The 22596-nt window shown below is 49.7% G+C and carries 32 protein-coding genes; 4 read left to right on the top strand and 28 right to left on the bottom strand.

The window, feature by feature from the left end; genetic code table 11:
- Positions 1-39: 39 nt before the first annotated feature.
- The 21 genes from SIK69_RS20660 to SIK69_RS20760 all read right to left on the bottom strand — a co-directional run bounded on the left by SIK69_RS20660 (position 40) and on the right by SIK69_RS20760 (position 15746).
- Positions 40-2118 (bottom strand): ClpP-like prohead protease/major capsid protein fusion protein, encoded by a 2079-nt coding sequence (locus tag SIK69_RS20660; protein ID WP_374941385.1) that lies wholly within the window; start codon positions 2116-2118, stop codon positions 40-42.
- Entirely contained in the window at positions 2108-3628 is a 1521-nt protein-coding gene (locus SIK69_RS20665) for a phage portal protein (protein WP_319786964.1), read from the bottom strand. The genes SIK69_RS20660 and SIK69_RS20665 overlap by 11 nt, the downstream gene beginning before the upstream one ends.
- Positions 3629-3636: 8 nt before the next feature.
- A complete protein-coding gene (locus tag SIK69_RS20670; protein ID WP_319786965.1) occupies positions 3637-3852 on the bottom strand; it encodes a hypothetical protein in 216 nt (71 codons plus the stop codon).
- Complete coding sequence (locus SIK69_RS20675) at positions 3849-5969, bottom strand: phage terminase large subunit family protein (protein ID WP_319786966.1); 2121 nt, start codon at positions 5967-5969, stop codon at positions 3849-3851. Before SIK69_RS20675 ends, SIK69_RS20670 begins: the two co-directional genes overlap by 4 nt.
- Positions 5969-6463 carry a DUF1441 family protein gene (locus SIK69_RS20680; RefSeq protein ID WP_319786968.1) on the bottom strand — a complete coding sequence of 165 codons (495 nt, stop codon included), beginning with the start codon at positions 6461-6463 and terminating at the stop codon, positions 5969-5971. The genes SIK69_RS20675 and SIK69_RS20680 overlap by 1 nt, the downstream gene beginning before the upstream one ends.
- 323 nt (positions 6464-6786) lie before the next feature.
- Positions 6787-7107 (bottom strand): GrlR family regulatory protein, encoded by a 321-nt coding sequence (locus tag SIK69_RS20685; RefSeq protein WP_319786969.1) that lies wholly within the window; start codon positions 7105-7107, stop codon positions 6787-6789.
- A gap of 196 nt (positions 7108-7303) precedes the next feature.
- Entirely contained in the window at positions 7304-7819 is a 516-nt protein-coding gene (locus SIK69_RS20690; RefSeq protein ID WP_319786970.1) for a hypothetical protein, read from the bottom strand.
- On the bottom strand, positions 7816-8352 hold the full coding sequence (locus tag SIK69_RS20695) for a lysozyme (protein ID WP_319786971.1): 537 nt from the start codon (positions 8350-8352) through the stop codon (positions 7816-7818). The genes SIK69_RS20690 and SIK69_RS20695 overlap by 4 nt, the downstream gene beginning before the upstream one ends.
- Positions 8352-8567 (bottom strand): class II holin family protein, encoded by a 216-nt coding sequence (locus SIK69_RS20700; RefSeq protein WP_319786972.1) that lies wholly within the window; start codon positions 8565-8567, stop codon positions 8352-8354. The genes SIK69_RS20695 and SIK69_RS20700 overlap by 1 nt, the downstream gene beginning before the upstream one ends.
- 69 nt (positions 8568-8636) lie before the next feature.
- On the bottom strand, positions 8637-9689 hold the full coding sequence (locus SIK69_RS20705; RefSeq protein WP_319786973.1) for a DNA-methyltransferase: 1053 nt from the start codon (positions 9687-9689) through the stop codon (positions 8637-8639).
- Positions 9690-9840: 151 nt separating this feature from the next.
- Positions 9841-10041, bottom strand: coding sequence for a hypothetical protein (locus SIK69_RS20710; RefSeq protein ID WP_319786974.1), 201 nt, complete (start codon positions 10039-10041; stop codon positions 9841-9843).
- 176 nt (positions 10042-10217) lie between these two features.
- The gene (locus SIK69_RS20715; RefSeq protein WP_319786975.1) at positions 10218-10409 is read right to left on the bottom strand and encodes a hypothetical protein; all 192 of its coding nucleotides are present in this window, start codon (positions 10407-10409) and stop codon (positions 10218-10220) included.
- Between the two features lie 205 nt (positions 10410-10614).
- The gene (locus tag SIK69_RS20720) at positions 10615-10857 is read right to left on the bottom strand and encodes a hypothetical protein (RefSeq protein WP_319786976.1); all 243 of its coding nucleotides are present in this window, start codon (positions 10855-10857) and stop codon (positions 10615-10617) included.
- Positions 10858-11023: 166 nt separating this feature from the next.
- Positions 11024-11650, bottom strand: a complete 627-nt coding sequence (locus tag SIK69_RS20725) for a hypothetical protein (RefSeq protein WP_319786977.1) — start codon at positions 11648-11650, stop codon at positions 11024-11026.
- Positions 11651-11659: 9 nt separating this feature from the next.
- Complete coding sequence (locus SIK69_RS20730) at positions 11660-12694, bottom strand: DUF968 domain-containing protein (protein WP_319786978.1); 1035 nt, start codon at positions 12692-12694, stop codon at positions 11660-11662.
- Positions 12679-13050 carry a RusA family crossover junction endodeoxyribonuclease gene (locus tag SIK69_RS20735; protein ID WP_319786979.1) on the bottom strand — a complete coding sequence of 124 codons (372 nt, stop codon included), beginning with the start codon at positions 13048-13050 and terminating at the stop codon, positions 12679-12681. Before SIK69_RS20735 ends, SIK69_RS20730 begins: the two co-directional genes overlap by 16 nt.
- Before the next feature lie 199 nt (positions 13051-13249).
- Complete coding sequence (locus tag SIK69_RS20740) at positions 13250-13654, bottom strand: LexA family protein (protein ID WP_319786980.1); 405 nt, start codon at positions 13652-13654, stop codon at positions 13250-13252.
- A gap of 175 nt (positions 13655-13829) precedes the next feature.
- Positions 13830-14519, bottom strand: coding sequence for a hypothetical protein (locus SIK69_RS20745; RefSeq protein ID WP_319786982.1), 690 nt, complete (start codon positions 14517-14519; stop codon positions 13830-13832).
- A 3-nt stretch (positions 14520-14522) separates the two neighbouring features.
- Positions 14523-15074, bottom strand: a complete 552-nt coding sequence (locus SIK69_RS20750; protein ID WP_319786983.1) for a biosynthetic peptidoglycan transglycosylase — start codon at positions 15072-15074, stop codon at positions 14523-14525.
- A gap of 153 nt (positions 15075-15227) precedes the next feature.
- Positions 15228-15473: a hypothetical protein gene (locus SIK69_RS20755; RefSeq protein ID WP_319786984.1), complete on the bottom strand. Its 246-nt coding sequence runs from the start codon at positions 15471-15473 to the stop codon at positions 15228-15230.
- Between the two features lie 39 nt (positions 15474-15512).
- Positions 15513-15746, bottom strand: coding sequence for a DinI-like family protein (locus tag SIK69_RS20760; RefSeq protein WP_319786985.1), 234 nt, complete (start codon positions 15744-15746; stop codon positions 15513-15515).
- Positions 15747-16026: 280 nt separating this feature from the next.
- Between SIK69_RS20760 and SIK69_RS20765 the strand changes: the two genes are divergently transcribed.
- Positions 16027-17010: a DUF6896 domain-containing protein gene (locus SIK69_RS20765; protein ID WP_319786986.1), complete on the top strand. Its 984-nt coding sequence runs from the start codon at positions 16027-16029 to the stop codon at positions 17008-17010.
- Between the two features lie 27 nt (positions 17011-17037).
- Here SIK69_RS20765 and SIK69_RS20770 read toward each other — a convergent pair whose 3' ends face one another.
- The 6 genes from SIK69_RS20770 to SIK69_RS20795 form a co-directional block, all read right to left on the bottom strand.
- Entirely contained in the window at positions 17038-17232 is a 195-nt protein-coding gene (locus SIK69_RS20770) for a hypothetical protein (protein ID WP_319786987.1), read from the bottom strand.
- Between the two features lie 758 nt (positions 17233-17990).
- Positions 17991-18416 (bottom strand): PerC family transcriptional regulator, encoded by a 426-nt coding sequence (locus SIK69_RS20775; protein ID WP_319786988.1) that lies wholly within the window; start codon positions 18414-18416, stop codon positions 17991-17993.
- A gap of 14 nt (positions 18417-18430) precedes the next feature.
- A complete protein-coding gene (locus SIK69_RS20780; RefSeq protein WP_319787230.1) occupies positions 18431-18976 on the bottom strand; it encodes a replication protein P in 546 nt (181 codons plus the stop codon).
- On the bottom strand, positions 18888-19946 hold the full coding sequence (locus tag SIK69_RS20785) for a DnaT-like ssDNA-binding domain-containing protein (protein ID WP_319786989.1): 1059 nt from the start codon (positions 19944-19946) through the stop codon (positions 18888-18890). The genes SIK69_RS20780 and SIK69_RS20785 overlap by 89 nt, the downstream gene beginning before the upstream one ends.
- Before the next feature lie 36 nt (positions 19947-19982).
- Complete coding sequence (locus SIK69_RS20790; RefSeq protein WP_319786990.1) at positions 19983-20537, bottom strand: toxin YdaT family protein; 555 nt, start codon at positions 20535-20537, stop codon at positions 19983-19985.
- Between the two features lie 2 nt (positions 20538-20539).
- The gene (locus SIK69_RS20795; protein WP_319786991.1) at positions 20540-20770 is read right to left on the bottom strand and encodes a transcriptional regulator; all 231 of its coding nucleotides are present in this window, start codon (positions 20768-20770) and stop codon (positions 20540-20542) included.
- A gap of 122 nt (positions 20771-20892) precedes the next feature.
- Here SIK69_RS20795 and SIK69_RS20800 point away from each other — a divergent pair, with 122 nt between their 5' ends.
- A complete protein-coding gene (locus tag SIK69_RS20800; RefSeq protein ID WP_319786993.1) occupies positions 20893-21297 on the top strand; it encodes a helix-turn-helix domain-containing protein in 405 nt (134 codons plus the stop codon).
- Positions 21298-21618: 321 nt separating this feature from the next.
- Here SIK69_RS20800 and SIK69_RS20805 read toward each other — a convergent pair whose 3' ends face one another.
- Positions 21619-22146, bottom strand: a complete 528-nt coding sequence (locus tag SIK69_RS20805; RefSeq protein ID WP_319786994.1) for a hypothetical protein — start codon at positions 22144-22146, stop codon at positions 21619-21621.
- A 121-nt stretch (positions 22147-22267) separates the two neighbouring features.
- Between SIK69_RS20805 and SIK69_RS20810 the strand changes: the two genes are divergently transcribed.
- Positions 22268-22390, top strand: a complete 123-nt coding sequence (locus tag SIK69_RS20810) for a hypothetical protein (RefSeq protein ID WP_010433050.1) — start codon at positions 22268-22270, stop codon at positions 22388-22390.
- Positions 22387-22509 carry a DUF1482 family protein gene (locus SIK69_RS20815; protein ID WP_319786995.1) on the top strand — a complete coding sequence of 41 codons (123 nt, stop codon included), beginning with the start codon at positions 22387-22389 and terminating at the stop codon, positions 22507-22509. Before SIK69_RS20810 ends, SIK69_RS20815 begins: the two co-directional genes overlap by 4 nt.
- Positions 22510-22596: the final 87 nt, after the last annotated feature.

A 22596-nucleotide genomic window follows, 5' to 3' on the forward strand; every position in this document is an offset into this window, starting at 1 on the left:
CGCGCCACTCCGTAATAAAAAACCGTCAGATGACGGTCGTTATTTTTTCGTGACTTTAACCATGCCGCGCCAGTCAAGCGGTGCCACACCTGCATCGATGCGGACCTTGAATGCGGCACCGTCAACGGTGAAGCCCTGCTGCTGCTCCAGATATGGCGTATCGATACCGTCCAGATACGCCACTTCGATAGTGTCACGTCCCTGTGCAGCGGTCAGGTAGTAATCCGTCGGGCTGCTGTCATCCAGACGCGCCTCAGAGACGACCGTCACAAAGTTCTGGAGCGGGTTGACGATACCGCTGTTCGCATCCGCGCCCGGTACGCTGGCCGATTTGATGAGCTGGTTAGCGCGGGACTCAATGGCCACTGGTGCCAGCATGTAGGCCGGGCGAATGTTCAGACGGCGGTCGCCTGATTTTTGCAGCAACATCGCCTTACGCGCCGTATCCAGGCCTTCGATACTCAGATCGGCTGAGACAAGGTTGCCGTGATCGGCATGGAACAGCGGCTTGCCGTCTGACATTTTCGGGTTGCTCGTCAGGACTGCCCAAACCAGATCGCCCACGGTGGCACGCGCAGCAAGCCCCATGGCCTGTGGAATACGGGTCAGCATATCCAGATCATCGTTGATGATGGTCTGTCGGTCGATGCTGAAGAGTTCACCGTAGGTGGCCAGCGCAATCGGCTCGCCGCGATCCTTGATGGTGATATATTTATATTCTGCCCCGGCACGCACCTTACGAAGCGATGCCAGTGATTCCAGACCGACACGGTGCGCGGTTTTGAAATCGGTCAGCGTGCCCTTCCGGGTCCACTGTTCAAAGGTTTCGGTGGCTTCATCCCAGCCCATCAGTGCCGCCTTGTGCGCCACATCCATCAGGATATTACCGAAGTCGCTGCTGCTGTGGGTGAACGCAAGCCCGACCATTGCCTGTGCCGTGCCAGCCCCGGAGATGCCGATGCCGCGATCGACCAGGGAAGCACGCGCCAGTTCGCGCAGGGTATAACCGTTGTAGGCGTTATCTTTTTCAGCCTGCGCATAACCCGCTCGGGTCATTACCGCAGCGCGAATGGAATCACCGACCAGATTGCCGTTACCGGCATAAAGATGAATGGCTCCCGGACCAGCGCTCGGGGTGGTGCCCGCCGCCAGCGCCTGCAGAAGTTTATCGCGGGCTTTTTCAGCGTTGCAGGTGAAGTCGGCAAGGCACTCCGCCTTCAACGTCGCGAAGGTCGGGAACGCCTCAAACACGGCAGAAACGGAATTCACGCGCTCCGCGTTTGCCGTCTGCATCTGCTGCTGCAGCTGCTGGGCCAGCGCGGTGATATCGATATTTGTCATCTGCGGCGCGGGCTGTTGTGGCGCTGACGGGTTTAGGTTTGCCTGAACCGGCGCGGGCTGCTGTACCGGAGCAGGTTGCTGTGGCTGATTCACCGGAGCTTCGGCGCGCGGCGCAAAAAGGGATTTAATCTGTTCTGGCATGTTCTGGTAATCCTTCAGTTTATTTTCATTCACACAGGCCGCGGCCTGCAGTTCAGGTTCAAGCAGGTCGGCGAAACCTTTATCCACCGCCTCGGCACCGTTAAGCCAGGTCTCTGCTTTCAGCATCGCCTCCAGCTCCTCCTGCCCCAGTCCGGTTTTGTTCATGTAGGCGCTGAGCATCAGGGCTTCGTTACGATCAAGCCAGGCGGCGTAATCGCGCATGTCGTCAGAATCCCCGGCGATGCCGCCCCATGGTTTGTGGACCATGATCCAGGCGTTTTCCGGCATGTGTACCGTGGCGCCGGGCAGGCAGACAATCATCGAGGCCATGCTGGCTGCCACACCGTCCACCCAGATATCCACTTTCGCTTTCAGCCGCGACAGGGTGTTGTAGATGGCAAAACCCTGCATGACATCGCCGCCGGGGCTGTGGATATGTAAATCCACCGCGCTGGCGTCAAACACCCCCGCCTCTTTACAGTCCGCGACGAACTGCTGGGCTGTGATGCCCCAGCCACCGATCACGTCATAGAGGAAGATTTCAACGCGCCCGGGAGACAGCGCGCGGATTTCGTACCAGCACTGACCGTTGGCCGCATCGACACCCGCCAGGCTGGCGTGGGGGTTAATCATCATCGTCCAGCTCGCGCCGATCGTCTTTTGGTTTTGCCGTTGCATCTGGCATCGCTCCTTTGTCGTTGGCGGCGTCGGAATCAAACACCAGCCCGTGTTGACGGTTAAACTCGGTTTCACGCAGTCGCTGGCGTTTAACCTCCTGCGGGTTTTTACCTCGCGCCCGTGCCCATTCCGCTTCAGTACCGGCACCGCCACGCACAATAGCCTTCCAGGCGTTCGCCTCTTTCCCCGGATCAATCCAGGGCATCACCGGCCCGAGATAAAGCGCGTTATAGAGAGAATTCGGATCCACATCCGGCGGGACTTCAATGCCGCTCAGCAACGCCATCGCCAGCCATGCGCGGTAAACGGGGCGGCTGTGCTGACCGACAAACCACTGTTGCAGGACGTTGTACCCTTCGAAGCTCTCCACCAGCTCCTGTCGCTGGGAGCTGTAGGTGCCGTTATAGTCCCGGGCAATGCTGGAATAGCTGCCGCGTGTACCGGCGGCCACGGCCCGCATCTGTCCGTTTCGGAATTCGTAGAGATGAACGTTCGGGCGGTTTGATTCCACCATGCCCAGGTCTTCGCCGGGCCGGAGCTCGTCGTAAATCATGCCCGGCGCGATATCGTAGTGACGCTGACCACCGGGCGTTGAAAACTCACTTTCATCGCCAAGGGACTGGGCATCGCCACGCTTGATATAGAACCCCAGCGCGGCGGCAATACGGGCGGCCACGCGCTCGCTCTCTTCATAATCCTTGATGTCTGACAGACGGGTAATTACCCCGTGGATCAGGCTGATACCGCGCAGCTGGTGCAGTCGCTTGCGCTGTGCCAGGTGAAGCATGTTGTCAGCAGAGACGGTTTTAAGTTCGGCGCTGAACCGCGTCATATTCGCCGGATGATATTTGTAAACGCGGTAGCCGACGGGACGCCCCCACTCGTTCACGATGATGCCCTGACGAACCTGCTGGCCGGCGGTGCTGTTCAGGTTGAACGGTACAAAATCCGCCTCCAGCATTTCCAGCGAGAACGGTACGGAGGTGGCATGCTGTAGGCCCGGCACATTCCCCCTGACCAGCTGCGTGAACACCTCTCCGTCACGCAGTGCTGAACGCAACAGCAGGCGCTCGGCTTCCGGCCGGGTAAACATACCGGTCACTTCCGGACGCACCGACCATTCCGCCCAGAGTGCCGAAAGCTGCTCGGCAAAATCGGAATGGAGATTGCCCTCCAGATCGAGGGGCTGCGGCTCAACATGGATGCCGTGGGCACCAATTACCCGGTCTTCCATTTTGTCGAACAGGCCGATCACGAGGTCATGGTTTTCGTCGAGCCAGCGGGCCTGTTCCCGCAGGGACTGGCCTGCTGCAAATACCGAGGTATCCGCAGACTGGCTTTGCTTTTTGGCCTTGTGCAGCCGTGATGGGTTGGCCGCTTCATACGCGTTGAGCCGGAGACGATCCCGCGCGCGTGCCGCAGCCCACCCGGGGGAAATTGCCCCCAGTGTTCTTTCAAGAATGCCCATAGAACGCCTTACAGAAAGTTAGCGAGTTTGTACGAACCATCACGGCTGTTAATCGTCCGCCAGCGACGCTCCCAGTATTCAAGCTCGTCGCGCAGCGCTTTCGGGTCGTGGTTGGTAATGGCGCGACCATTTACGCCGGTAAAGGAGATACTCTTGCCGTCCAGCGAATCCTGGTAGGCCTGGCGAACCATCAGCAGCGTTCTCCAGATGTCGTCTTTCGTCACAGCCAGCCTCCCTTACCGGAAGATCCCAGCCAGCTGCCGGACAGTCCGGATCCCTTTTCAGGTTCAGCCTGGACAGGCGACTGTACGGGTTTTGTTATTTTCATGGTTATCTCCCGGGGGCGTTCCCCTTCATGAATATTTGGGTTGAGATCCTGCGGCTCAGCCCAGGCAGGGGGTTTTTCCCAGTCACGAATTTTTTCGTAGCCGCGCAGAACCGCAACGGCATGGGCATAGCAGAACAGGTCAAAGGCTTCGTTGGCGCCCTTGCCGGGCTTGCGCCATTTACCGTCCACACCGCGCTCTTCGTAGGTCAGTTCCTCGTAGAACCACTCCCCCAGCCAGTCAGGAAAATGGATATAGCCCGCACCGGGAGTCTCACGGTCCAGATTGTTGCTGAGCTGATCCTTAAGCAGGTCGGTCTGCAGCAGATACACCGGCACCTCGCCACGCGCATCGGCGCGACGATCGCTGCGTTCGGTATTATTTGGATGGGTTTTAGTGATGATTTTCTGGCGCTTTGTGCTGTCGCCCTTGACCAGGTAAACACGTTTACCCAGGCCGTCACGGCGGCACTGCCGCCAGAATTTATAGGCGTTGTCGGTTACGCCCTCTTCACCGCCGCTGTCGACGGCCATGGCCAGCACCGGCATACGGCGCGTCGGGTCAGACTGAAGCGCATACGTTTTTTCCAGCACATCGGAAACCAGCAGTTGCCAGTCCTCCGGATACGCACCGGGATGGATCGGTTCCGTCTCACCATGCTCATTGCAGCGCAGCGACTGGCGGATGTTGTAGCGATCCACCAGCCAGCGTTCACCATTTTCGCCATAACCGATAATCTGCACGACGAAACGGCGCTTTTTGCCGCCCTGGACGTCAACGGCCGCCAGCAGGAAACGCACTTTTGGCGGAACCAGCCGTTTACCGTAATCCTCCGCGCGCAACATCAGAGCATCGGCGCGCCGCTGTTCGCTGGCCGAGCGCGGCAGATACGGCAGCCCCCAGTCGGTGTTGATCACCGCCTTCAGGGTTTCTTCACTGCCGGTGGCTTCATACTCCTGCTCAGCAGTCAGCAGTTTGTACACCAGCTGCGCCCAGGTCTGGTACGCAGCTGCGGGCCCTTCCATCCAGAACGACGCTATACGCGAACGCCGTGGCTCACCGGAGATATTGCCGTCGCGGTCAATACTCTGACCTTCACGCAACCAGACTCCCACCCCGTTAAGCTCGCGCTTTTGGTCGGCGGTGATAATGCTGCTGCAGTGCGGGCAAAGCAGATGCGCCGACTCACTGGCTTTTACCGGATCCGCTTCATCGCGGTAGCCAGTCATCGCCTCCATCGTGGGCTGAAAATATTCACCACAATGCGGGCACGGCCAGTACCACCGACGACGATCGCCGCGGTTGTACAGAGAAAGAATACCGGTTGTCGGTGGCGCTTCATGAGGAGACTTGCGGCGCCATTTACTGTCACGAATGTCGCGCCCCGGAGAACTCTCTACCAGGGTCATACCGGCGGACATGAAGGTGGTTGTACGTTTGGAGGCCAGGGAAAAGCCATCACCTTCCCCGTCGATATCTTCAGGGAAGCGATCATAATCCGTCAGTGCCACACACTTAAAATCTGATGACGACATGACATTGATGGATGGCCAGCCAATTTTCAGGAAGCTACCTGAAAGGAAATATTTATCGTGAACGTTGTTGTCATTACGCCGGGGGCTCAGGTTTTTTCTAACCTCCGGGCTGCAGCGAAATGTTCGGGCAAGACGCTTTTTTGAATGCTCCTGCGCCTTATCCTGTGTCATTTGCACCAATAGCATATCCGACGGATCACAGACGATGTTGTAAACCACCCACCCGTCAATCAGACCATTTGTTTTTCCCGTTCGGGCAGGTCCGACGAATATCACGGCGTCGTATTCACGGGATGCCAGGCAGTCCATAGGTTCCATGACATAAGGAGCAACCATCGGATCCCAGGGGACGGAATTACCTCCGGAGGTGGGGACACGCATATATTTCGCTACCGCCACAGATACAGGCATTCTGCGCGGGGCTTTAATCAGTTGTCCGGTGTCACGTTTTAATGTTAGGGCGGTCGCCAGTGCCGACATTATTCCTCCTCCGGGATGTCCTCCTCTGCTTTCTCTTCGTCATCCATGACCCTTCTGGCTATTTCATCCCGAAGATCGTCAATAATTGACTGAACGCGGGAGACCGCAGCGGGAGCAAGCGCACAGTCACGCTCAAGAATATCCGGCAACGTTTCAAGTACCTGAATCATGGCCTTCGCCATTTCGGCAAACTCTCTGGCAACATCTGAAGCAGGGATTAACTCTCCTACTTCCTGCTCAAACTTCAGCCTTTCACGTTCGGACTGGTACCAGGCTTTTCGATCCTGAGGCTCCATTTCCCCTTCAGCTACCGGAGCAGGCATTTTCATCAGCTCAGCCAATACATCGGTCAGGCCATACAACTTCAGGTTGCTTTCGTTGCCACCCGCAGGACGGACATTCTTCAGCCTGGCGGACACGGTCTGGCGATGAACGCCGGACAATGCTGCCAGCTGACTGACATTAAGTTGAAGACGCTTTAATTCATGATCCATGGAAAGCTCCAGTGGTGAATAAAAAACAAGCAAAATCGACACCAGGGAAAATTTAATTCTGATGTTTCAATAAATTGAAGTGGTGGTGATGGTCGATAAAAATGCAAAAATTTGGCTTTTTCCGCGCGTACTGGCCCCCACGGTGTGCAGAATCGCCAGGAGTACCTTTTGAAAATGGGAATTACTATCACCTGACGGCGGGGCATTGTCCGTAAAAAAGCCCCGCATGAGCGAGGCTAACTATGAGGGTATAGCTAAATCAGTGGAAAATTCATGTGCCAACAAAAAACTGCCAAAGGCGGCTTCAAGTCAGTAAATGGATTTTAAATCAGCTTACCGATGAACTTAGCCTGAACGGTTAACGATGCACCCGGTACACCTGCAATGCTTCCTTCGAGATAATAGCCATCCCCGATATCTTTCACAGACAGTTCCATCACATAATCATTAAGCCCTGCAATGACGTTTTGCGCAGCTTGATTGTGACGTGATACGTGGAGGTTTAATCTTCCGTCCTGGACGCGGCCTTGATATGTAAAACCAAAATCCCCCCCATTGACTGCGTTGTCTTTGACAACGACAGTACCGTTTCCAACATCATTCTGACCGCTTCTGAACACGACAAAATAAATACCGTCTTTCATGTGTATAGTCCCTTCAAAATGAAAGCACCCAAATTAGATGCTTACTAGTTATAAGGCCGTAACACTTCAAATCAATCAGGTAAAATACGACAAAACCTTATTTTTTTCATATTGTGATCGCTATCCTAAAAACGTTGCAAAGTCTTTCCTCTCATTAAGATGTCAGGTAGTTCGCCTGCCACGCTTTGTTTAAGGCTCACTGTCTCCCTTGCTCAATTTGCCGTATGCCAGTCAGGTTGTTGTTGCCCTTCTCAATTACGGCCAGCAGCGGCTTAATCCAGAGAACAGCCTGGCAGTACGTCATAGAGTTGGTGGCAACGGCACGATCATCGGCTGCATCAGGTCTGTTGGTATCGGCGTGCATTGCGCTGGCACGTAAACGGTGCGCGTATTCGAGCAGCCCACCAGCAATGTCAGCAGGAACAGGCAGATCACAGGTTTTTTCACGACGGATAATCTCCCGGTATTCGATAACAGTTTTATCGGAGCTAGCATCAATCAGTGAGTTAAGGTTGCTGGCGTGTTCAGCCACTTGGTTAAACCGGTTGAAGTTGAAAGCCTGAGTGGCGATCACCTCACCCTGTAAAGCGTTGTCACTTCGCAGAACGTCGTTGTCACTCTGTACGCTGCTGGCGTATGAACAACTTTTAACGAGTGCGATTGACAGGCCAGCAATAACGACCGCGACGATAAGACCCAGATTAATCTTCATTGGTCCAGCCCCCAGCATGCCAGCGCGCTTTCCTGGTCTCGCCGCTCAACCTGGCCATAGCAGCCATTCTTCTGGCCTTTGGTGAGTCGGCAATCACGGCCACCGTCTTTAATCCACCAGCGGATTGCTGCACATGCACCGATGCGGTCACCGTCGTTGATGCGCTTATAGAAGGTTGAAGGGAAACATTTACCGGGGCCAATGTTGTACGGACAGAAAGATGCGATACCTACCTTCTGCGGCTCTGTCAGAGGCACTTTGATATTGCGATCAACCCAGGCTAACGCCTTATCACGTTCAGTAGCGTTAAGCTTGCGGCATTGTTCTTCAGTAGCCGTCATGCCTTTAACTACACGCCTGCCATCAATGACTGTCACGCCGTGACATAAAGACCAGACCCCGCCCGGATCAACAACGGCCACCAGCGCATTGCCTTCTTTCTCACTGATGAACTGGTCGAAAATAAATGGCGCAGTTGCTCCGGACGCGATTAGCGCGAGCACTGCTGCGCTAAGCTTTGATTTATTCGACATCATTCACCTCGCGCAGTTTTGCGGCGATCCGCTTTGATTTGGAAGTACAGACTCGTCAACCACGTCAGCAAACCAAACATGAGGCTACCTAACACACCAATGGCCGCCCACTGTGATGGGGAGACTTTATCGAGGAGCTGAAGCAGCCAGTATCCGGTCCCCCCTCCAGATGCTCCGTATGCAATACCCGTCGTGATTTTTTCCATTCGATACATGCTCTCACCTCGCTACGTTGCGGGTGTCCTGTTGAGGTAATAAAAGGGCCGCATCAGCGACCCTAACTTTTATTCCTCTGCCAGCCGCCTTACCTCGCTTACCGTCTGGTTGAATCGTTCCTCTTCCAGTTCTACACCGATAGCCTGGCGACCCAGTTCAATCGCTGCCTTAACAGTTGATCCCGAGCCCATAAAGAAGTCGGCCACCACATCGCCTGTCCTGCTGCTGGCGTTGATGATTTGCCGCAACATATCAGCGGGCTTTTCGCACGGGTGTTTGCCTGGATAGAACTGGACGGGTTTATGGGTCCAGATGTCGGTATAGGGCACGGCTACTGTCACAGAGAAATGCCGCCGAAGAGATTTGTACTCTTCCAGCAGCTCAAGGTATTTCCGGTTCAACGAATGCCACTTGACCACCAGCTGGTGATGCGGTGCTTTGAGTTCAGAAGCCCGGTGTTTCTCAATAGCTATCTGAGTAAACAATTCCTGCAGCTTTCCGTAATCCTGCTCGTTTGGTAACTGCCACTGGCTGGCCCCGAACCAGTGGGACACCATGTTTTTCTTTCCGGTGGCGTCGGCTATTTGCCTGGACGTGACCCCTAGCTCAGCTCTGGCATCGCGGAAGTAAGAAATTAACGGGGCCATGACATGTTGTTTGACCTCGTTGCCTTTCTCACTAAACCCATCACTTTTTGGCTTATATGGTCCCTGATAATGCTCAGCGAAAAGGATGCGTTCCGTCGCCGGGAAGTAAGAGCGCAGGCTCTCTTTGTTACAGCCATTCCAACGGCCAGACGGTTTAGCCCAGATTATGTGGTTTAGGACGTTGAATCGCTCACGCATCATGATCTCAATGTCTGCCGCCAGGCGGTGACCAGAGAACAAATACAGGCTGCCGGCAGGTTTGAGCACTCGCCAGAACTGAGCCAGGCACATATCCAGCCAGCGAAGATAATCGGCGTCGCCATTCCATTGGTTATCCCAGCTATTTGGCTTCACTTTAAAGTAAGGCGGATCGGTAACGATGAGATCGACAGAATCGGCAGGGAGTAGCTCAAGAACCTGGAGGCAATCAGCGTTGAACAATTCAGCACTGTTTATTTTTACAGTATTTTTCATAGATCAGTAAGCGGGTCTCTGGTAGGCTCACTGTGCTTTAGCGCTAAAGCGGTGGGCCTAGGTTCGCTTGTGACCTTCTACATGAGCAAATGGCTGGCCGGGTGCTACAACACCCACCAGCCGCCCATTCTTCACAACTAAAATCCACCAGTTACTGGCGGCGTTTAAAATTCTCTCCACTCTCATCTTCTGCCGCAAGCCCCGCCATCACCAACTGCGTCAGTATCAGCTGACAGCGACCTATGCTGATCTGCATAAGCCCAGCCAGATACTCAAGTGACTTCCAGTTTTTATCACTAAGGCAGCAGTAAAGAATATTTGCGGTGTACGTCATATCTTGCTGTTTTAACATGGTCATTTTCCACTCAGTTACCGATGGCATACAGATAACTCTGGTTCGAAACGGCAGCAAGATAAAACTGGGTATTGGCGACTGATAGCGCGACTACTGCGCTGGTATGAATTTTAGGAAATAAAAAACCCTGCTTACGCAAGGTTCTGATATCGGTTCGTGCAATCGGATAATGGTTATGGCTTCGGTTCTTCAATGAGTCCACTGAGAACCTCAACCTCACTGTTATTACAAAGGTCATGGCCTCTGGTGACATACCAGACCCCCATGATTTCTTCCCCTGAAATGAAGTCGTAGCCCTCTTCAGGGGAGTAGTAGGCTATCTGCCTCCCGCCGTTGTATTGAATCCAGTAATAACCTTCTTTCATAGCCGCCTCTCATGATGTTACGAGAAGTATAAGCTTGATTTGGATCCTTAGTAGTTTTAATTCGACGCGCTGTGCAATTGAAGGGTTCAGGCGCCGGGTCTGGGGGCACTAAGTGGAAACGTAGAGGATGATCCCCTGAGTCTGTATCGAAAAAGGCCGCTATGCGGCGGCCTTAAGCTTTCAGTTACGATTGTTGTGGAAAGGACTATTGATCCTTAATTGCCTTAAATACGGCATCGTTTTGAGTGGCAAGCACTTGCTGAACATCTTTGACGTAATCCAAAAGCAAGTTGGATAAATCAAGTTTTAGCAGGGTTTCATCCCCACCAGCTTTAACTCGGGCAATTATGGTTTCTACAATTTCGTCAGGGGGAAAAACCTTTTTTGAATGTTCGGTCATAGCCTCAACGATTTTTAAAATGCTCTCTTGTCCCGCATCTTTCTTCATAACAATCTCCTTTGCTTGGGAGGTTGTTATAGCGTAATGCCGTAATAAAAAACAAAAAACCCCGCCAGGGCGAGGTTTAAATGATAAGTAAGTCGGCTTTTCGTCGCTGCCGTAGCGGCGCAGCTTTGCCAAGCTTAGCTGTATTATTGACTTTTTTTACTCGTTTTCAAGATATTTTTTCGTCTCCGCTCTTCATTGCTGCTCTCATCGCCAGAAATACAGCGCTATTGAAATGCGTTACGCACCAGCGCACACGGTCCTCTGCCTGCTTGCGTGTCAGCCATGGAGCCACGGCCAGCAACTGATGGGCGATATCGCTAATCCTCTTCCGACGGGCATAAAAACTAATGCCCACGACATAAACCGGATCATGAGATTTCAAGGCGGTCAGAATGCATTTTTCTACAAAATCGCAGTCGTCCTGCGCGATACTGCCGTCAATCACCTGGCTTAAGGTTTTTTGTGGCCAGATAATCTCCATCGCCATTTTCTGCAATGCCTCTCCCCTGTAGCCGATTTTATGCAAACCTTTCAGTGTCTCAGTGATGTGCTTCGCCTGAGTGTCTGACCACTCTTCTGCTTTCAGGCAACTCCAGAATCCGCATCCGCCAAGCATGGCCTCCTCTGACGTTCTGCCGCCGTAACACTCCCCCCAGATAGATAACAACGATTTGACCCAGGCACTTTGCACCGAACTCAACGGGCGAAACTTGCCCAGCCAGCTTTTACGTGGGGCTGATGCCGCGCTTTCTAGGGCAGCCTGATGTATGCGGCGTTGGCGAGGTGTCATCATTTTTTCTCCTTAAGCCAGAACGCCGAGCGCAAAGGCACGGTCCAGCACGTTTTTAATCATTTCCGGCTGTGAGCCGTAGTTCTGCTCAAACTTGACGGGGTCGTTGTGCAACTCAGTGTGGTGCTTGCGGCAAAGAGGGATGACGAAAATATCGTGTGCTTTGGTACCAACACCGCCCTGCCCCCATCCGATAAGGTGATGAGCATCATCTGCAGGTTGATTGCAGCAGGCACACGTCTGGCTTTTCACCCAGCGCAGATAGTTGGCACTTTCCCATCGAATTCTTTTTGGACGCGTAAAAAAGGTTGCTGGCGACTCAGGGTCAACCTGAACAGCGACGATGGGCTTTATCGGCTTTATTTCGTCAGCACTGATTACAGGCACCTTCTCGGTGCGCTTCAGAAGAATGCTGGTGGCCGTGACCGTCGGCATGATTTCGCTTTCCCGGTAGACCGACTCGATCTTTTCCTTCGGTAGGCTTAAAGCCTGGCGAGCCAGCTCTTCAGGAATAGCTTCAGCGATACCACGACAGGAAGCCCACCAGCAGAGTTCTGCGACAGACAACATTCGCTCCCGATTGAATCCAAGCTGGTGCAGCACCGCATCAATGATCCAGTCGATTAGGTTTTCTCTCGCCAATTGGGACAGAAACTCCGTGGTTTGTTCACGCAGCTCGTTCTCGCAATGCCAGCACAGCAAAATGGAACCCGGATGATGGCGCATGATCACCAGCTCGTTATGGTGGTAATTGGAGTGCGGATATTGACAATTTTTACCGCGTCGCCGCAGCCATTCGTCCAGCGAAGACAAACCACCAGCAGCTGCTATCACTCGTTCATCCATGAAAAATGACTGAACGACTCGGTCCTCTCTCAGCGGCTGTGCAGCGTCGGGTACTTTCCCGGATGGCAGGTGCGCCATGTTATCGGGCTGGCACTCAACCAACACCCGGCCTTGTGCAAATATACTCATCAACTCTTTTCCGGGCTTAAGCAGGACTACGCCCATGTGCCTGGCGATTTCTGGTTTCAGCAGAGCACGCATGGTTCTGCCTCCCGGATGATAATTTGGCCCCTCTCACCCCAAATTTTGGACACGCGGCCATCCCAGATATGGCTGTCTTCGCCAAACAGCGCATCCAGTAGCGCTTTCTCTAGGTTGTCTTTATCTGGCCTTTGTTGGTGCGGCTTGCCACAATAATCCGCCTTTTTTTTCTTACTCCAGCTGGGTGGCATTGGAAGAACGAAGATCACGTGATAGCCGCACTCGGGCAGGCTTACGTTTTTCAATCTGACTTCATCGCAGAACGCGCGATAACGCATTACTTCTGGTCGCTTCTTCCATTTATCCGCGCGCGTCATTCGCGGCTTTCCGAGGGGGGTTATGTCGAAAGTACGCATGATCACCCCCAGAACCGCTGCTGGTAACGTCCATCCGGGCGCGGGCAATGGCGTGATTCCGGAAGAAAGGCGCTCACCGTCCAGTGAATGAAGTCCGTCTCCAGTCTTTTTTCCGTCTTAACGTTATTCTTCCGGTACCGCGCTACCAGTTGGTCGGCCTCATTAGTAGTTAGGTTTTGGTGAATGAACCAGCTTTTCTTCATAGCGAACCACCTTCGCCCTCAATAAATGCCAGAGCACGTTCACGGGCGCCTGGCTCCTCGCTCACCAACTCGCGCAGCAGCTGCGTAGCAATACAGTCCCTGGCGCGAATATTGATAGTGATACCGCGAGTTTTCCCCTTGATCAGGGTGAGGTAGCCTTTTCTGTCGAGGGCTTTCAGATGATCTTCAGCAGCATTTGGCGAGCTGAGGTGAAGAAGCCCGGCCAGCTCCTGTCGGTTGGGTGGATAGCGATGCTCATCGACGTATTTAACGAGCACATCGAAAACTTGTTGCTGTCGGCTCGTGAGTTTGAGGGTTTGATCTGGACGTGACGAAAGACGGGCATGCTCATGCGGGCAGACCAGATATCCGTTAAATTGTGGTGGTGTTTTTTGCGCCATGGTCTCTCTCCAGTGGCGCAGCAGGTATAGGGTGTTCAGGCCTACTTTATTAATTTACCATGACTTCAATAGAAAGCGCAAATAACGTCCTAAAAAAGTTTTAAAGGGTTGTCTATTAGGAAAATCATTTGGGATCCTCACCAAGAGTCTCTAAATTAAATGTAAAGTGAATAAATCACTTAACACCCTTTGAAACTTTACTTTTCATATCCATAAAGTTAATCATGAATTGTTTTTCAAAAGAATCCCAATCTTTATAAATTCTTGCGGATGCTTTAGCATTGCAATGTAAAGAGCACTCCTTTATAAGATATCTTGCAATATCTTTCAGAACCCAATCAGTTTTTTTCCTAATTGGATAACGATTTGGTATTTTATAGTTATCGATAAACCCGCGATTTAAATTCTTTGGTACCGTTTCTTTATTCGACAACCAATATTTTTCCTTCTCCGTTTTATCTGGACTAATTTTACCTTCATTATAATCCGCCATCCATTGATTAAATACATTTTTCATTTCATGAAATAGCTGTTCTGATACAATGGAAAAATCCATATCAGAATCATCTCTTGCAGCATTACCAAACTTCGGAGGAGGAGACATACTAAAACCAATAGCTCTTGACCCAATAATTGTTATATCTCGGGGATTTAAGCTAAGCCGGTCGGCTATAAACTGTTTGCATTTCTCGTAAACGAATGGATTGTCTTTTAGAAAAAATGGAATTCCCCCATGAACATGGTATCGAAGGTAGAATGGAAGAAATGCTTTCTCAACATGTTCCAATGACTCAATGAACACATCAGACGTGGGGTATTTGTTAATAAACTCCGACTTCAAATCTAACTCCAAAATCCTACTCATCACTCACCTCTTATACAGATTAGTTCTTGAATAAACTTTAACACCATACGCTGCGCGACAATGTATTTTTTTAAAATATTTAACATCTGGATTGTAGGGTTGTGGATATCTTAACCTAGAAACAAGTTCAGCATAAAAATAAATATTTTCAAGTTGATGACTTTGCTTTAGTTTCTTCACGGCTTGGTGGTAACCATTCATCCCAGAACCAAAATATGCTATCGATAAATATAACTTAGCAATCTCGACTTTGCTTTTTCTTTTTGAAATGTATCGAGCAAAATAAATCTCAATAATTTTTCGCTTAATCGTTCTCTCATAACGAGAAGTTAACACTCGCACTAATTGTTGTTCAATTGTGCTTGCGCCTTGTATTTTTTCACCTTTCAAAAAAACATAAAGGGCACGAGTCATTCCACGAAGATCATACCCATTGTGTTTATGGAAGCGCTTATCTTCAAGAGCAACAAGCATATCCAAGGCATCTGAAGGTATACCGTCAAGATTGGTAGTTTTAAGAGCTTCATTATATTTCGTTAAGATAAATTTCTTCATAACTCTACCAAACACCCAAGGACCCTATATCGACACAGTAAAAAATGTAACTAATGATAATCCTCATTAGTAATCAACAGCAAGAAAATATATAGGTAAGAAAGTAGCGCCACGGGCCCTAACCCATGGCGAAAAAGTATAGGAATTTCAGAACTATGATGAAGAACTAGCAATATCTTTCGAAACGCGATACCCCGCCCGCTCAAGTATCTGCGTAAAGAGTGTCGGTGTTCCAACCATCTCATCATCCTGTAACGGCATGAAGGAAACTTCATCACCACGTCTGTACATGAGCGCGCGCTCACTGTCAGGAAATGAGTGCAGTCTTGCAACGATAACCCCATCGTGACATCTAATGACCGCGTAGCCCTTGCTCGGTAATTCTTCTTTTTCTTTCACCAATCCCCCCTCCACTCTGGAAAGTTATTGCAAGCTGTATCAATAAAACCAGTCGTCTGCACTTTCCCAGGTCTGCTGGAGGATTTCCTCAACCTTCTTCTTAACTTCCTTCTCACCACCGTAAACACTTAAGCCATCTGAACCTGCACGACGTATAACCAGAATGCATTCATCGAACTGATTCTGGAGTCGTTTTAATAATTCTTTTTCCAGCGCCGGGACTGCGCCCTTAGGAAGTTCTTTAGTACGATCAATGGTTAATTCAACTTTCATAAATGCCTCCGTCGCTTTAACTGTATATTCATACAGTACACCGCAAGATAGTTTTGATCAACGCTTTAACCGCACTTAATGGTAAATCAAAAAACAATTGATGGAAAAATAGCCACGTTAAGCTCTCTGCTAAAAATCTTATATGTCAATAATTTGATTTTTTAGCGACGATATTGGTAAACATGTATACTTGTTGCGATCCAAAGGCAGGGTGGATAACTACTTGTTCGTCCGGGACACATAGTATTCTTTTTGTAGAAACCAGAAGTGAGTCTACGCTGTGAATGAAAACCTCTATCATTTGATTATCGACTTTCAATGCCGTGTTGAGGATGCTCTAAAACTAATGTATCGCTCCGGTATTCAAATGCCGTCCTCTTGCAATGAATGGATTGATTATGACATTCCATTTTCAGGTGAGTTAGAAGGTGGTGTGAAATATTTTAAACATGGCGCTGGATGTCGAGTTGATTTAAATTCGGGACCTGTTGATTTTGATTTCGGTGAACATGGTGAGATAGGTGGGTTTAATTCTTGGTGGTTAACTGCATTTGCAGGCAGTAGATTACCAATATATGGATTTATTAATTATAGTGATGTAGATGATCATTTAAAGCAAGAATTAGAAAATGGACATTTATTGCCCTTGAATCAAGGTCTTTACTACATTGCTAAAGTTCCATTTAAATACGCTTTAGATATAGATAGTCGCGCCCCTGAGGATGAACTTCCAAGTCGTAATCAAGATCGAGTTTTAACACTGCAGATTCATTATTTCGAAACTGCTGAACTTATGTTACGAAATCACAATAAACTCAAACAAAAAATGCAAAAAAATGGATCGTTGATTCATCGTGATGAATTTGACATGCGAGTTTATCTTTTTACATGGTTAGGTTTCTTAGGTGTTGTATGCGAGGGTTTTCGTAACCTAAACATGCGAATCTTATTGGCTAAAGAACGCCCCAATGAATTTAAAGAACTAATATTAATTTCTGACAACATTGGAAAGCTGATGAAAGAAAATTCGAATTCGCTCAGGATTTTTAGAAATAATGTTTTTCACCTTAGAGAAAACACAGAATCTGTGCGTCAATTTTTTGATGCAGACGTTAATCGCCTTCAATGGGCAAGAGACTTACACGCGGCACTTTCAGATTTCTTTTCGAATTACCGAGTCTTCTGTGAAGTACATTATTTAATTAACGGACGGAATGGCGAGAGTGATTTCACAAGAGAGAAATTAACGCGCCAGAAGAAATAAAATTCTCAATCACATTGAGAAGTTAACTTATTGTGGCAGATAAACAAAATATTCTTCGCCAATTTTCTCTATAGGGTATGAGACTTTATTTTCGAACATACCAACATTATTTTTAGAAAGATAACCAAAATACCCTTGGGAATCGGCTATATCAGGGAGATCAAAGCAATCGCAGCTGATTTCTTCCTTACCTTTTTTGAATATTACTTTTCTAATTGTCATAAATTGCGTCCTCCGGAAGCTAAATTAATAGCATTTAATACAATTAATTTTCAAGATATGGCCTCGCATAACGAGGCCATTAATTTGGTGTGGGTTAGGAGGCTACTCCCGGCGACTGTTAAAGACTTATGGCTGAAAGTGTTCCTTGAGTTTATCGGTTACTGATGATGTTCCCACAGCGCCGCACCGCACACAGCTAGGATGAACACAAGTGTTCCACAGTTTTTTTTCATATTCACATCCTCAATGTTGAAAAAGCTAATGATCAGACGGCTAAGCCAATCACCGATCGTTACCAAGGATGAGAACACACCTAAAACCAGTGCCCAAGTACCACTAACAGGAGCTCCGTAAGTCTCGAACTCTTGATTAAGGATATTGATACCAAAAAAATATAACTTTCTCAATAGAGTTTTGCGACTGTTCAATGCCGGACGCCACCTGCATTTAGTGATTAGCTTATGCGCGGGTGCTCCCAATAATTTTGTGGATCTGATAGCCCTGCCAGTTCTGGCGGCAAGCTTCGACAACGCTTTTTTTCTGGCGCTCAACGGGCACTGGCTTGATGCGTTGCACCCCGCTAGGCTCCAAAACAAATACTGGATGACGAGGCTGCCCGATGTTCTTCAGCGCGCCCACTGCAACGAGATGCTCTAGCAGTCGGCATGCTTTTTTACTGTTACACCCAGCAGAGCGCGTACTTGACGCGGGGTTATCTCCCCGCTGCGCTGGATAGCGCGGATAATAGTCCAGAGGTTTTAGCTGGCCATCCTCATCGCCTGGCGCAGGCAGTCTTTACGTCGCTTAGCGATACGGGCAACCTCAACAGCACTACCAGCTATGCCAAACATTTCTGAATACATCGCAGCAGCTCTTCGCCACAGGCCCTTTTTCTCAAGTGCCTTCGCTTTTTGCTCAGCAGCCTGCATCCGGACTGGATCGCTTTTTTCCACCATGCACGGGAGGATAACGTCTGGGATATCTGCGTGCGGTACCGTCCTGTAGGTGTACTGAACACTTTCACGTGAGCGGATGAGCATGCCTTCGTCACTTAACTTTCTCAGTAACTTGCCAGCTGTGGCACCATGCATATCAAGCGCCTCGGAGACATCGCCAACTGCACAGTTCGGTTGGTAGCGTACAAAAACCGCCACCTGCTCTTTTTGGGTTAATGGTTTGGTCATTGGTCAATACTCGATTAGTTGGTTAAACCTGCCGCTTTACGGCGTTGGTACTCTTCCATCAGCAGCTGTGCCGGAGTTGGCCCTGCCGGATGCTGCGGAGCAGCTAGCTGGCGACGGATTGGTGGGACCGAAAGCCCGTTGCTTACGTGCTTCGTCCATTTGGTTAATAATTTCTCGGCCAGTTTTTTAAGTTCCCCTTCGGTCATCTGACGCTCAACACCAGTTCTGCGCATTTCGATGCAGATGTGATACAGCACCGGCTGGGGCCACGGATATTTGTCACTACCCGAAAAACGATACGACTCGTTACGCCAGCGACGGTATTCACTCATCACCCGGTCAGATGTCAGCCCGAACGGATTGGCACCACTCTCTGAAACCAGCGAAACGAATTCAGCAAGATCCGGCGGCCATGTATTACCTACTGCGCAACGGTTCATGCATTGCTGACAGACCAGTTTGATCTGCGCCTCAGTCATCGAACCTATCTGAGCTATCCAGAGGGCCGTAGGCTCTGCCCCATTCTTCTGCGTCCAGCGATTTGAGAAGATTTCCCCCATCACCTGCCATAACCGCCACGCCGTCTCCGTCGCCATCAAGTCCGTTCCGGCGTCGCCACTCTGCGTGTGCTGACTGTATTTGCTGAACAGCCCGGGATGCTGCTGGCTGTGGTCGAACTGTTGCATTCTCGATACCTCCCTTCAGTGGTTTTGTCAGAACCTTTGCGCGATCCAGGTGGCGAGCTAACTTCTGCTCCCACTGAATTTGATGAAACACTTTCCCTTCGGCCTGCCAGTAAGCGATGAAGCTGCTCAGCTCGGCTTCGATATTTATGCCCGCCTTGACCGGCATACCCCACAGGTTTGCCTGTCGTGCAAAGTCGGCAGTTGGCTTCCAGTCTTCAAACATCCGGAATTTCCCGAATGGCTGCTGTTGCCCAATTCCGATACCAGGCTGATCCGGATAATCAGGAACAACAGGTTCGACCAGTTCTCTATGTGTGGGGTTTAGATCTTTATGGTTCCTTGGTAGATTCCGTGTCCCGTTTTTGGGACTGTTTAAAGGGAAAAACGGTACTCTTTGGTTAAATTCCGAACTGTTAATAGTCCCGTTTCTGGTACCCTTATCACCTGAAACTGTCCCGTAATTGGCACTGTTAGTATTAACAGTTCCGTTTTCGGGACGGTTCCGATTAACCGTCCCGTTATTGGTATTATTTAAAGAGTTCCGTTTTTGGGCCTGTTCTGCGTCCGGGATGCTTTCTTCAACACCGACCAGCTTGTACACAGGAATTTGCTTTGTCCTGCCACGCCGTTCGCCTGTATCGACTACCAGACCGATTTCTTGCAGGTGCTGTAAGCCTGCAAGCACCGTCTTTCTGTCCATCTCCGTAGCCTCTGCAAGCGCAGCGACAGATGGATAAGCGCACAAGTCAGCGCCGCACATATCAGCCAGCCAGGTCAGGATCGCCTTACTGGAGGATTTTCCGGTCTTAACTTTCTTGGCCCAGCGCATTGCATCAATGCTCATGAAGCCTCCGGTTTGAATTCATTGGTCAAAACTCGATTAAAAAAATTGCGGCGCAACGGCGCTGATGCTCGCCAGTAGTGGTCCCGCCGCGTCAGCTGGTAACATGTTGAATAAAGCGATTGCCGCTTCGCGGATCTCCTTCTCAAGCTTTTGCAGCGGTGCGCCCAGCAACTTCGCCTGATGCGCCTCACTGCATTCTTTGATTGCACTAGCCACCATCTCGGCTTCCGTTCTGGCATTACTGAGGCCATGCTTTCTGGCGATCTCAATGGGCATAGCGGCGACAATTGCCCCCGACAGCTGCATGACGTAAGCGATGTATTTTTCCGAGCCACCTTCGTTTCTCAGATACCGGAATAAATTCTGCTTATTGACCGAGATGCCGCGGCCCCCTTCCTTCGCCCACTGCTCAGCCACCAGCTGAGCGATTTTTTCCTGCGCCTGGCCGGGCAAATTGGATTCCCACTCCCGAACTGCAACCTGTATTGAACGGTGCTTAAAGTTATCTCGCCGATGCGCCATAAACTGATTTTGAGTTTTCAACGGTCCGGCCAGACGTTGGTTATGATGTTGATATGTGGCTGATTGCATGATTAAGCCTCCTTCTGAGGTAAACCATCTGTGGGATTTGGGTATAGGTCGGGACGTAATTCGTGCGGGGTTATTTCCCAATTCAAGGCACGACAAGCATTTAGAACTTCAGCACTAGCCACTTGTGCGCGGAACCAAGCTGAGACAGTTTGCGAGTTTTTACCAAGTCGACGCGCTAACTCGGACTGGCTACCACATAGCAAAAGTATTCTTTTCTGGGTTTGTTCGTTCATACCATCTCCTTAATTTGTTTTCATATGATTGAAAATATAATTTTCATTGTCAAGAAAATAGAACGATCCCAACTACAAAGAAACTTTGTATCCTTGCTTAATGGTTTGATTTGGATATGAATATGAACTTTGAAGAACGACTTATAAGAGCCCTTGAAGAGGCAGGCATATCTCAATCTGAGTTAGGCCGACGTGTTGGTGTAAATTCTCAATCGGTTAGTGGATGGTGCAATTCAGGTATCATTCCGCGAAAGGAAAAACTTGCTTTGCTCCCTGAGGCTCTTGATAAGCCATTGTATTGGTTCTTCATGTCAGATGAAGAAGAAAGATGGCTTAAAGAAACCACAGAGAGCAAAACCGTCCTCAATGACAAGCAACGACGATTACTTGAAGTTTTCGATCAGTTGCCAGAAGTAGAGCAAGATCGCTTTATAGCTCTAGCAAACGATAGGCTTGACGAGCTGGATAAATTTATGGCCGAGTTCCTTAAGAAGAGGAAAATCGAGCCGCCATCCTCTGATAGTTGAATGACACCTTGTAAAACAGCCGCGAAAGCGGCTTTTTTTTCGCCAAAAATTCACAGTTTGTAAATACCATCACCTTCATTGAAGATTTTATCTTCAATAAACCCTTGACCTATGAAAACTAAATTTGTAGTCTGGTTTTAGAAAATCAGTCATCAAGGCAGGACGCCCACGAAGTAGCTGCCGGCGGCATACGAAACACCGGATGAGATGGCAAGACAATCGCGCAGCAGGTTTACCGTTCCGCCAGCCAGCGTCACAGGCACAAAAAAGCGCCCATAAGGACGCTTTGCTCTTTAAAAATCTGGATATCCACTGACAAAACTAGCGTTCTAACCAGCGCTCGCCATTAAGTTCGCGTCCAATCTCCCCAAAGGACTTAGGGCGTTCATAGTCTGGGTTCTTATTCATCAAGAATTTATTTTCGCAAAGGAGGCAGCGACTTTTATGAAAATGAGAGGACTTAGCTACAGGGATAGAATGAAGTATAGATTTTACATTTTTGGAATAGCAAAGTGGGCAAAGTTTCACAGATATCTCGCGGCCGCTCACAAGCTCATTTTTCGAATAAACAAAAGAACCAGATTCAAGCTGTTCAAGAACATAACCTTCAGTTTGGGAACGAAAATCTTCAAACTCTGCAATTTTTGCTTTGAGATGCGTTATCTGTTCTTCGCGAAGGCGGACAACATCGCCAAGAGAAAAACAATCCATCTGGAGCGCTATTAGTTTGCTTTGAATCTCTGAAGTCGCAGCTTTTATCTCTGCATCTGTTTTGGCCTCACTAATAACCCTGGCAAGGCTGGCAGTCTCTTTGATAGCGGCCAAAGCCGCAGATAATTCAGCTATCACAAAGAATACTCATTTTGTTGTTGGGGATATCCAGATTATCCGAATCCTTGTTGTTGGGGAATAGCAGGATCCACCGAGCCTGAAGTGGATAAAAGACAGGCATAACAAAATGGAGATAAACATGATCGATTTCGCACGCAAAAAAGCTGGCTGCCAAGCCGTTCGCTTAAATCTGTTTGAAGTTCTGGTTCGTAAGCTTTGCTACTTACTGGCACAAAAAGGCAATCCAGAGCTAAAAGCATGAGCTTGTTATTTGCCCTGATCGTTACCGTCTGCGCCCTCACAGGGGAATACTCAGACATCATACTCGGTGTATACCAAACCGAATCTGGCTGTGATAGCAGCCAAAGAACAGCACATTAAAGGAGAGTATCACCCATATAAACCGGCTGAAGACCAACTGCCTGCTTTTAAATTTTAATCGAGTTATGACCAATGGCTGCTACCAGC

It is taken from the genome of Scandinavium lactucae, from assembly GCF_033843265.1.
Classification (GTDB): Bacteria; Pseudomonadota; Gammaproteobacteria; order Enterobacterales; family Enterobacteriaceae; genus Scandinavium; species Scandinavium lactucae.

Bases quoted from the DNA above. Each gene is read 5' to 3' on its own strand.
- SIK69_RS20660 (WP_374941385.1), bottom strand. From the start codon at position 2,118: ATGATGATTAACCCCCACGCCAGCCTGGCGGGTGTCGATGCGGCCAAC.
- SIK69_RS20665 (WP_319786964.1), bottom strand. From the start codon at position 3,628: ATGGGCATTCTTGAAAGAACACTGGGGGCAATTTCCCCCGGGTGGGCT.
- SIK69_RS20675 (WP_319786966.1), bottom strand. From the start codon at position 5,969: ATGTCGGCACTGGCGACCGCCCTAACATTAAAACGTGACACCGGACAA.
- SIK69_RS20680 (WP_319786968.1), bottom strand. From the start codon at position 6,463: ATGGATCATGAATTAAAGCGTCTTCAACTTAATGTCAGTCAGCTGGCA.
- SIK69_RS20685 (WP_319786969.1), bottom strand. From the start codon at position 7,107: ATGAAAGACGGTATTTATTTTGTCGTGTTCAGAAGCGGTCAGAATGAT.
- SIK69_RS20690 (WP_319786970.1), bottom strand. From the start codon at position 7,819: ATGAAGATTAATCTGGGTCTTATCGTCGCGGTCGTTATTGCTGGCCTG.
- SIK69_RS20695 (WP_319786971.1), bottom strand. From the start codon at position 8,352: ATGTCGAATAAATCAAAGCTTAGCGCAGCAGTGCTCGCGCTAATCGCG.
- SIK69_RS20700 (WP_319786972.1), bottom strand. From the start codon at position 8,567: ATGTATCGAATGGAAAAAATCACGACGGGTATTGCATACGGAGCATCT.
- SIK69_RS20705 (WP_319786973.1), bottom strand. From the start codon at position 9,689: ATGAAAAATACTGTAAAAATAAACAGTGCTGAATTGTTCAACGCTGAT.
- SIK69_RS20710 (WP_319786974.1), bottom strand. From the start codon at position 10,041: ATGTTAAAACAGCAAGATATGACGTACACCGCAAATATTCTTTACTGC.
- SIK69_RS20715 (WP_319786975.1), bottom strand. From the start codon at position 10,409: ATGAAAGAAGGTTATTACTGGATTCAATACAACGGCGGGAGGCAGATA.
- SIK69_RS20720 (WP_319786976.1), bottom strand. From the start codon at position 10,857: ATGAAGAAAGATGCGGGACAAGAGAGCATTTTAAAAATCGTTGAGGCT.
- SIK69_RS20725 (WP_319786977.1), bottom strand. From the start codon at position 11,650: ATGATGACACCTCGCCAACGCCGCATACATCAGGCTGCCCTAGAAAGC.
- SIK69_RS20730 (WP_319786978.1), bottom strand. From the start codon at position 12,694: ATGCGTGCTCTGCTGAAACCAGAAATCGCCAGGCACATGGGCGTAGTC.
- SIK69_RS20735 (WP_319786979.1), bottom strand. From the start codon at position 13,050: ATGCGTACTTTCGACATAACCCCCCTCGGAAAGCCGCGAATGACGCGC.
- SIK69_RS20740 (WP_319786980.1), bottom strand. From the start codon at position 13,654: ATGGCGCAAAAAACACCACCACAATTTAACGGATATCTGGTCTGCCCG.
- SIK69_RS20745 (WP_319786982.1), bottom strand. From the start codon at position 14,519: ATGAGTAGGATTTTGGAGTTAGATTTGAAGTCGGAGTTTATTAACAAA.
- SIK69_RS20750 (WP_319786983.1), bottom strand. From the start codon at position 15,074: ATGAAGAAATTTATCTTAACGAAATATAATGAAGCTCTTAAAACTACC.
- SIK69_RS20760 (WP_319786985.1), bottom strand. From the start codon at position 15,746: ATGAAAGTTGAATTAACCATTGATCGTACTAAAGAACTTCCTAAGGGC.
- SIK69_RS20770 (WP_319786987.1), bottom strand. From the start codon at position 17,232: ATGACAATTAGAAAAGTAATATTCAAAAAAGGTAAGGAAGAAATCAGC.
- SIK69_RS20775 (WP_319786988.1), bottom strand. From the start codon at position 18,416: ATGACCAAACCATTAACCCAAAAAGAGCAGGTGGCGGTTTTTGTACGC.
- SIK69_RS20780 (WP_319787230.1), bottom strand. From the start codon at position 18,976: ATGGGGGAAATCTTCTCAAATCGCTGGACGCAGAAGAATGGGGCAGAG.
- SIK69_RS20785 (WP_319786989.1), bottom strand. From the start codon at position 19,946: ATGAGCATTGATGCAATGCGCTGGGCCAAGAAAGTTAAGACCGGAAAA.
- SIK69_RS20790 (WP_319786990.1), bottom strand. From the start codon at position 20,537: ATGCAATCAGCCACATATCAACATCATAACCAACGTCTGGCCGGACCG.
- SIK69_RS20795 (WP_319786991.1), bottom strand. From the start codon at position 20,770: ATGAACGAACAAACCCAGAAAAGAATACTTTTGCTATGTGGTAGCCAG.
- SIK69_RS20800 (WP_319786993.1), top strand. From the start codon at position 20,893: ATGAACTTTGAAGAACGACTTATAAGAGCCCTTGAAGAGGCAGGCATA.
- SIK69_RS20810 (WP_010433050.1), top strand. From the start codon at position 22,268: ATGATCGATTTCGCACGCAAAAAAGCTGGCTGCCAAGCCGTTCGCTTA.
- SIK69_RS20815 (WP_319786995.1), top strand. From the start codon at position 22,387: ATGAGCTTGTTATTTGCCCTGATCGTTACCGTCTGCGCCCTCACAGGG.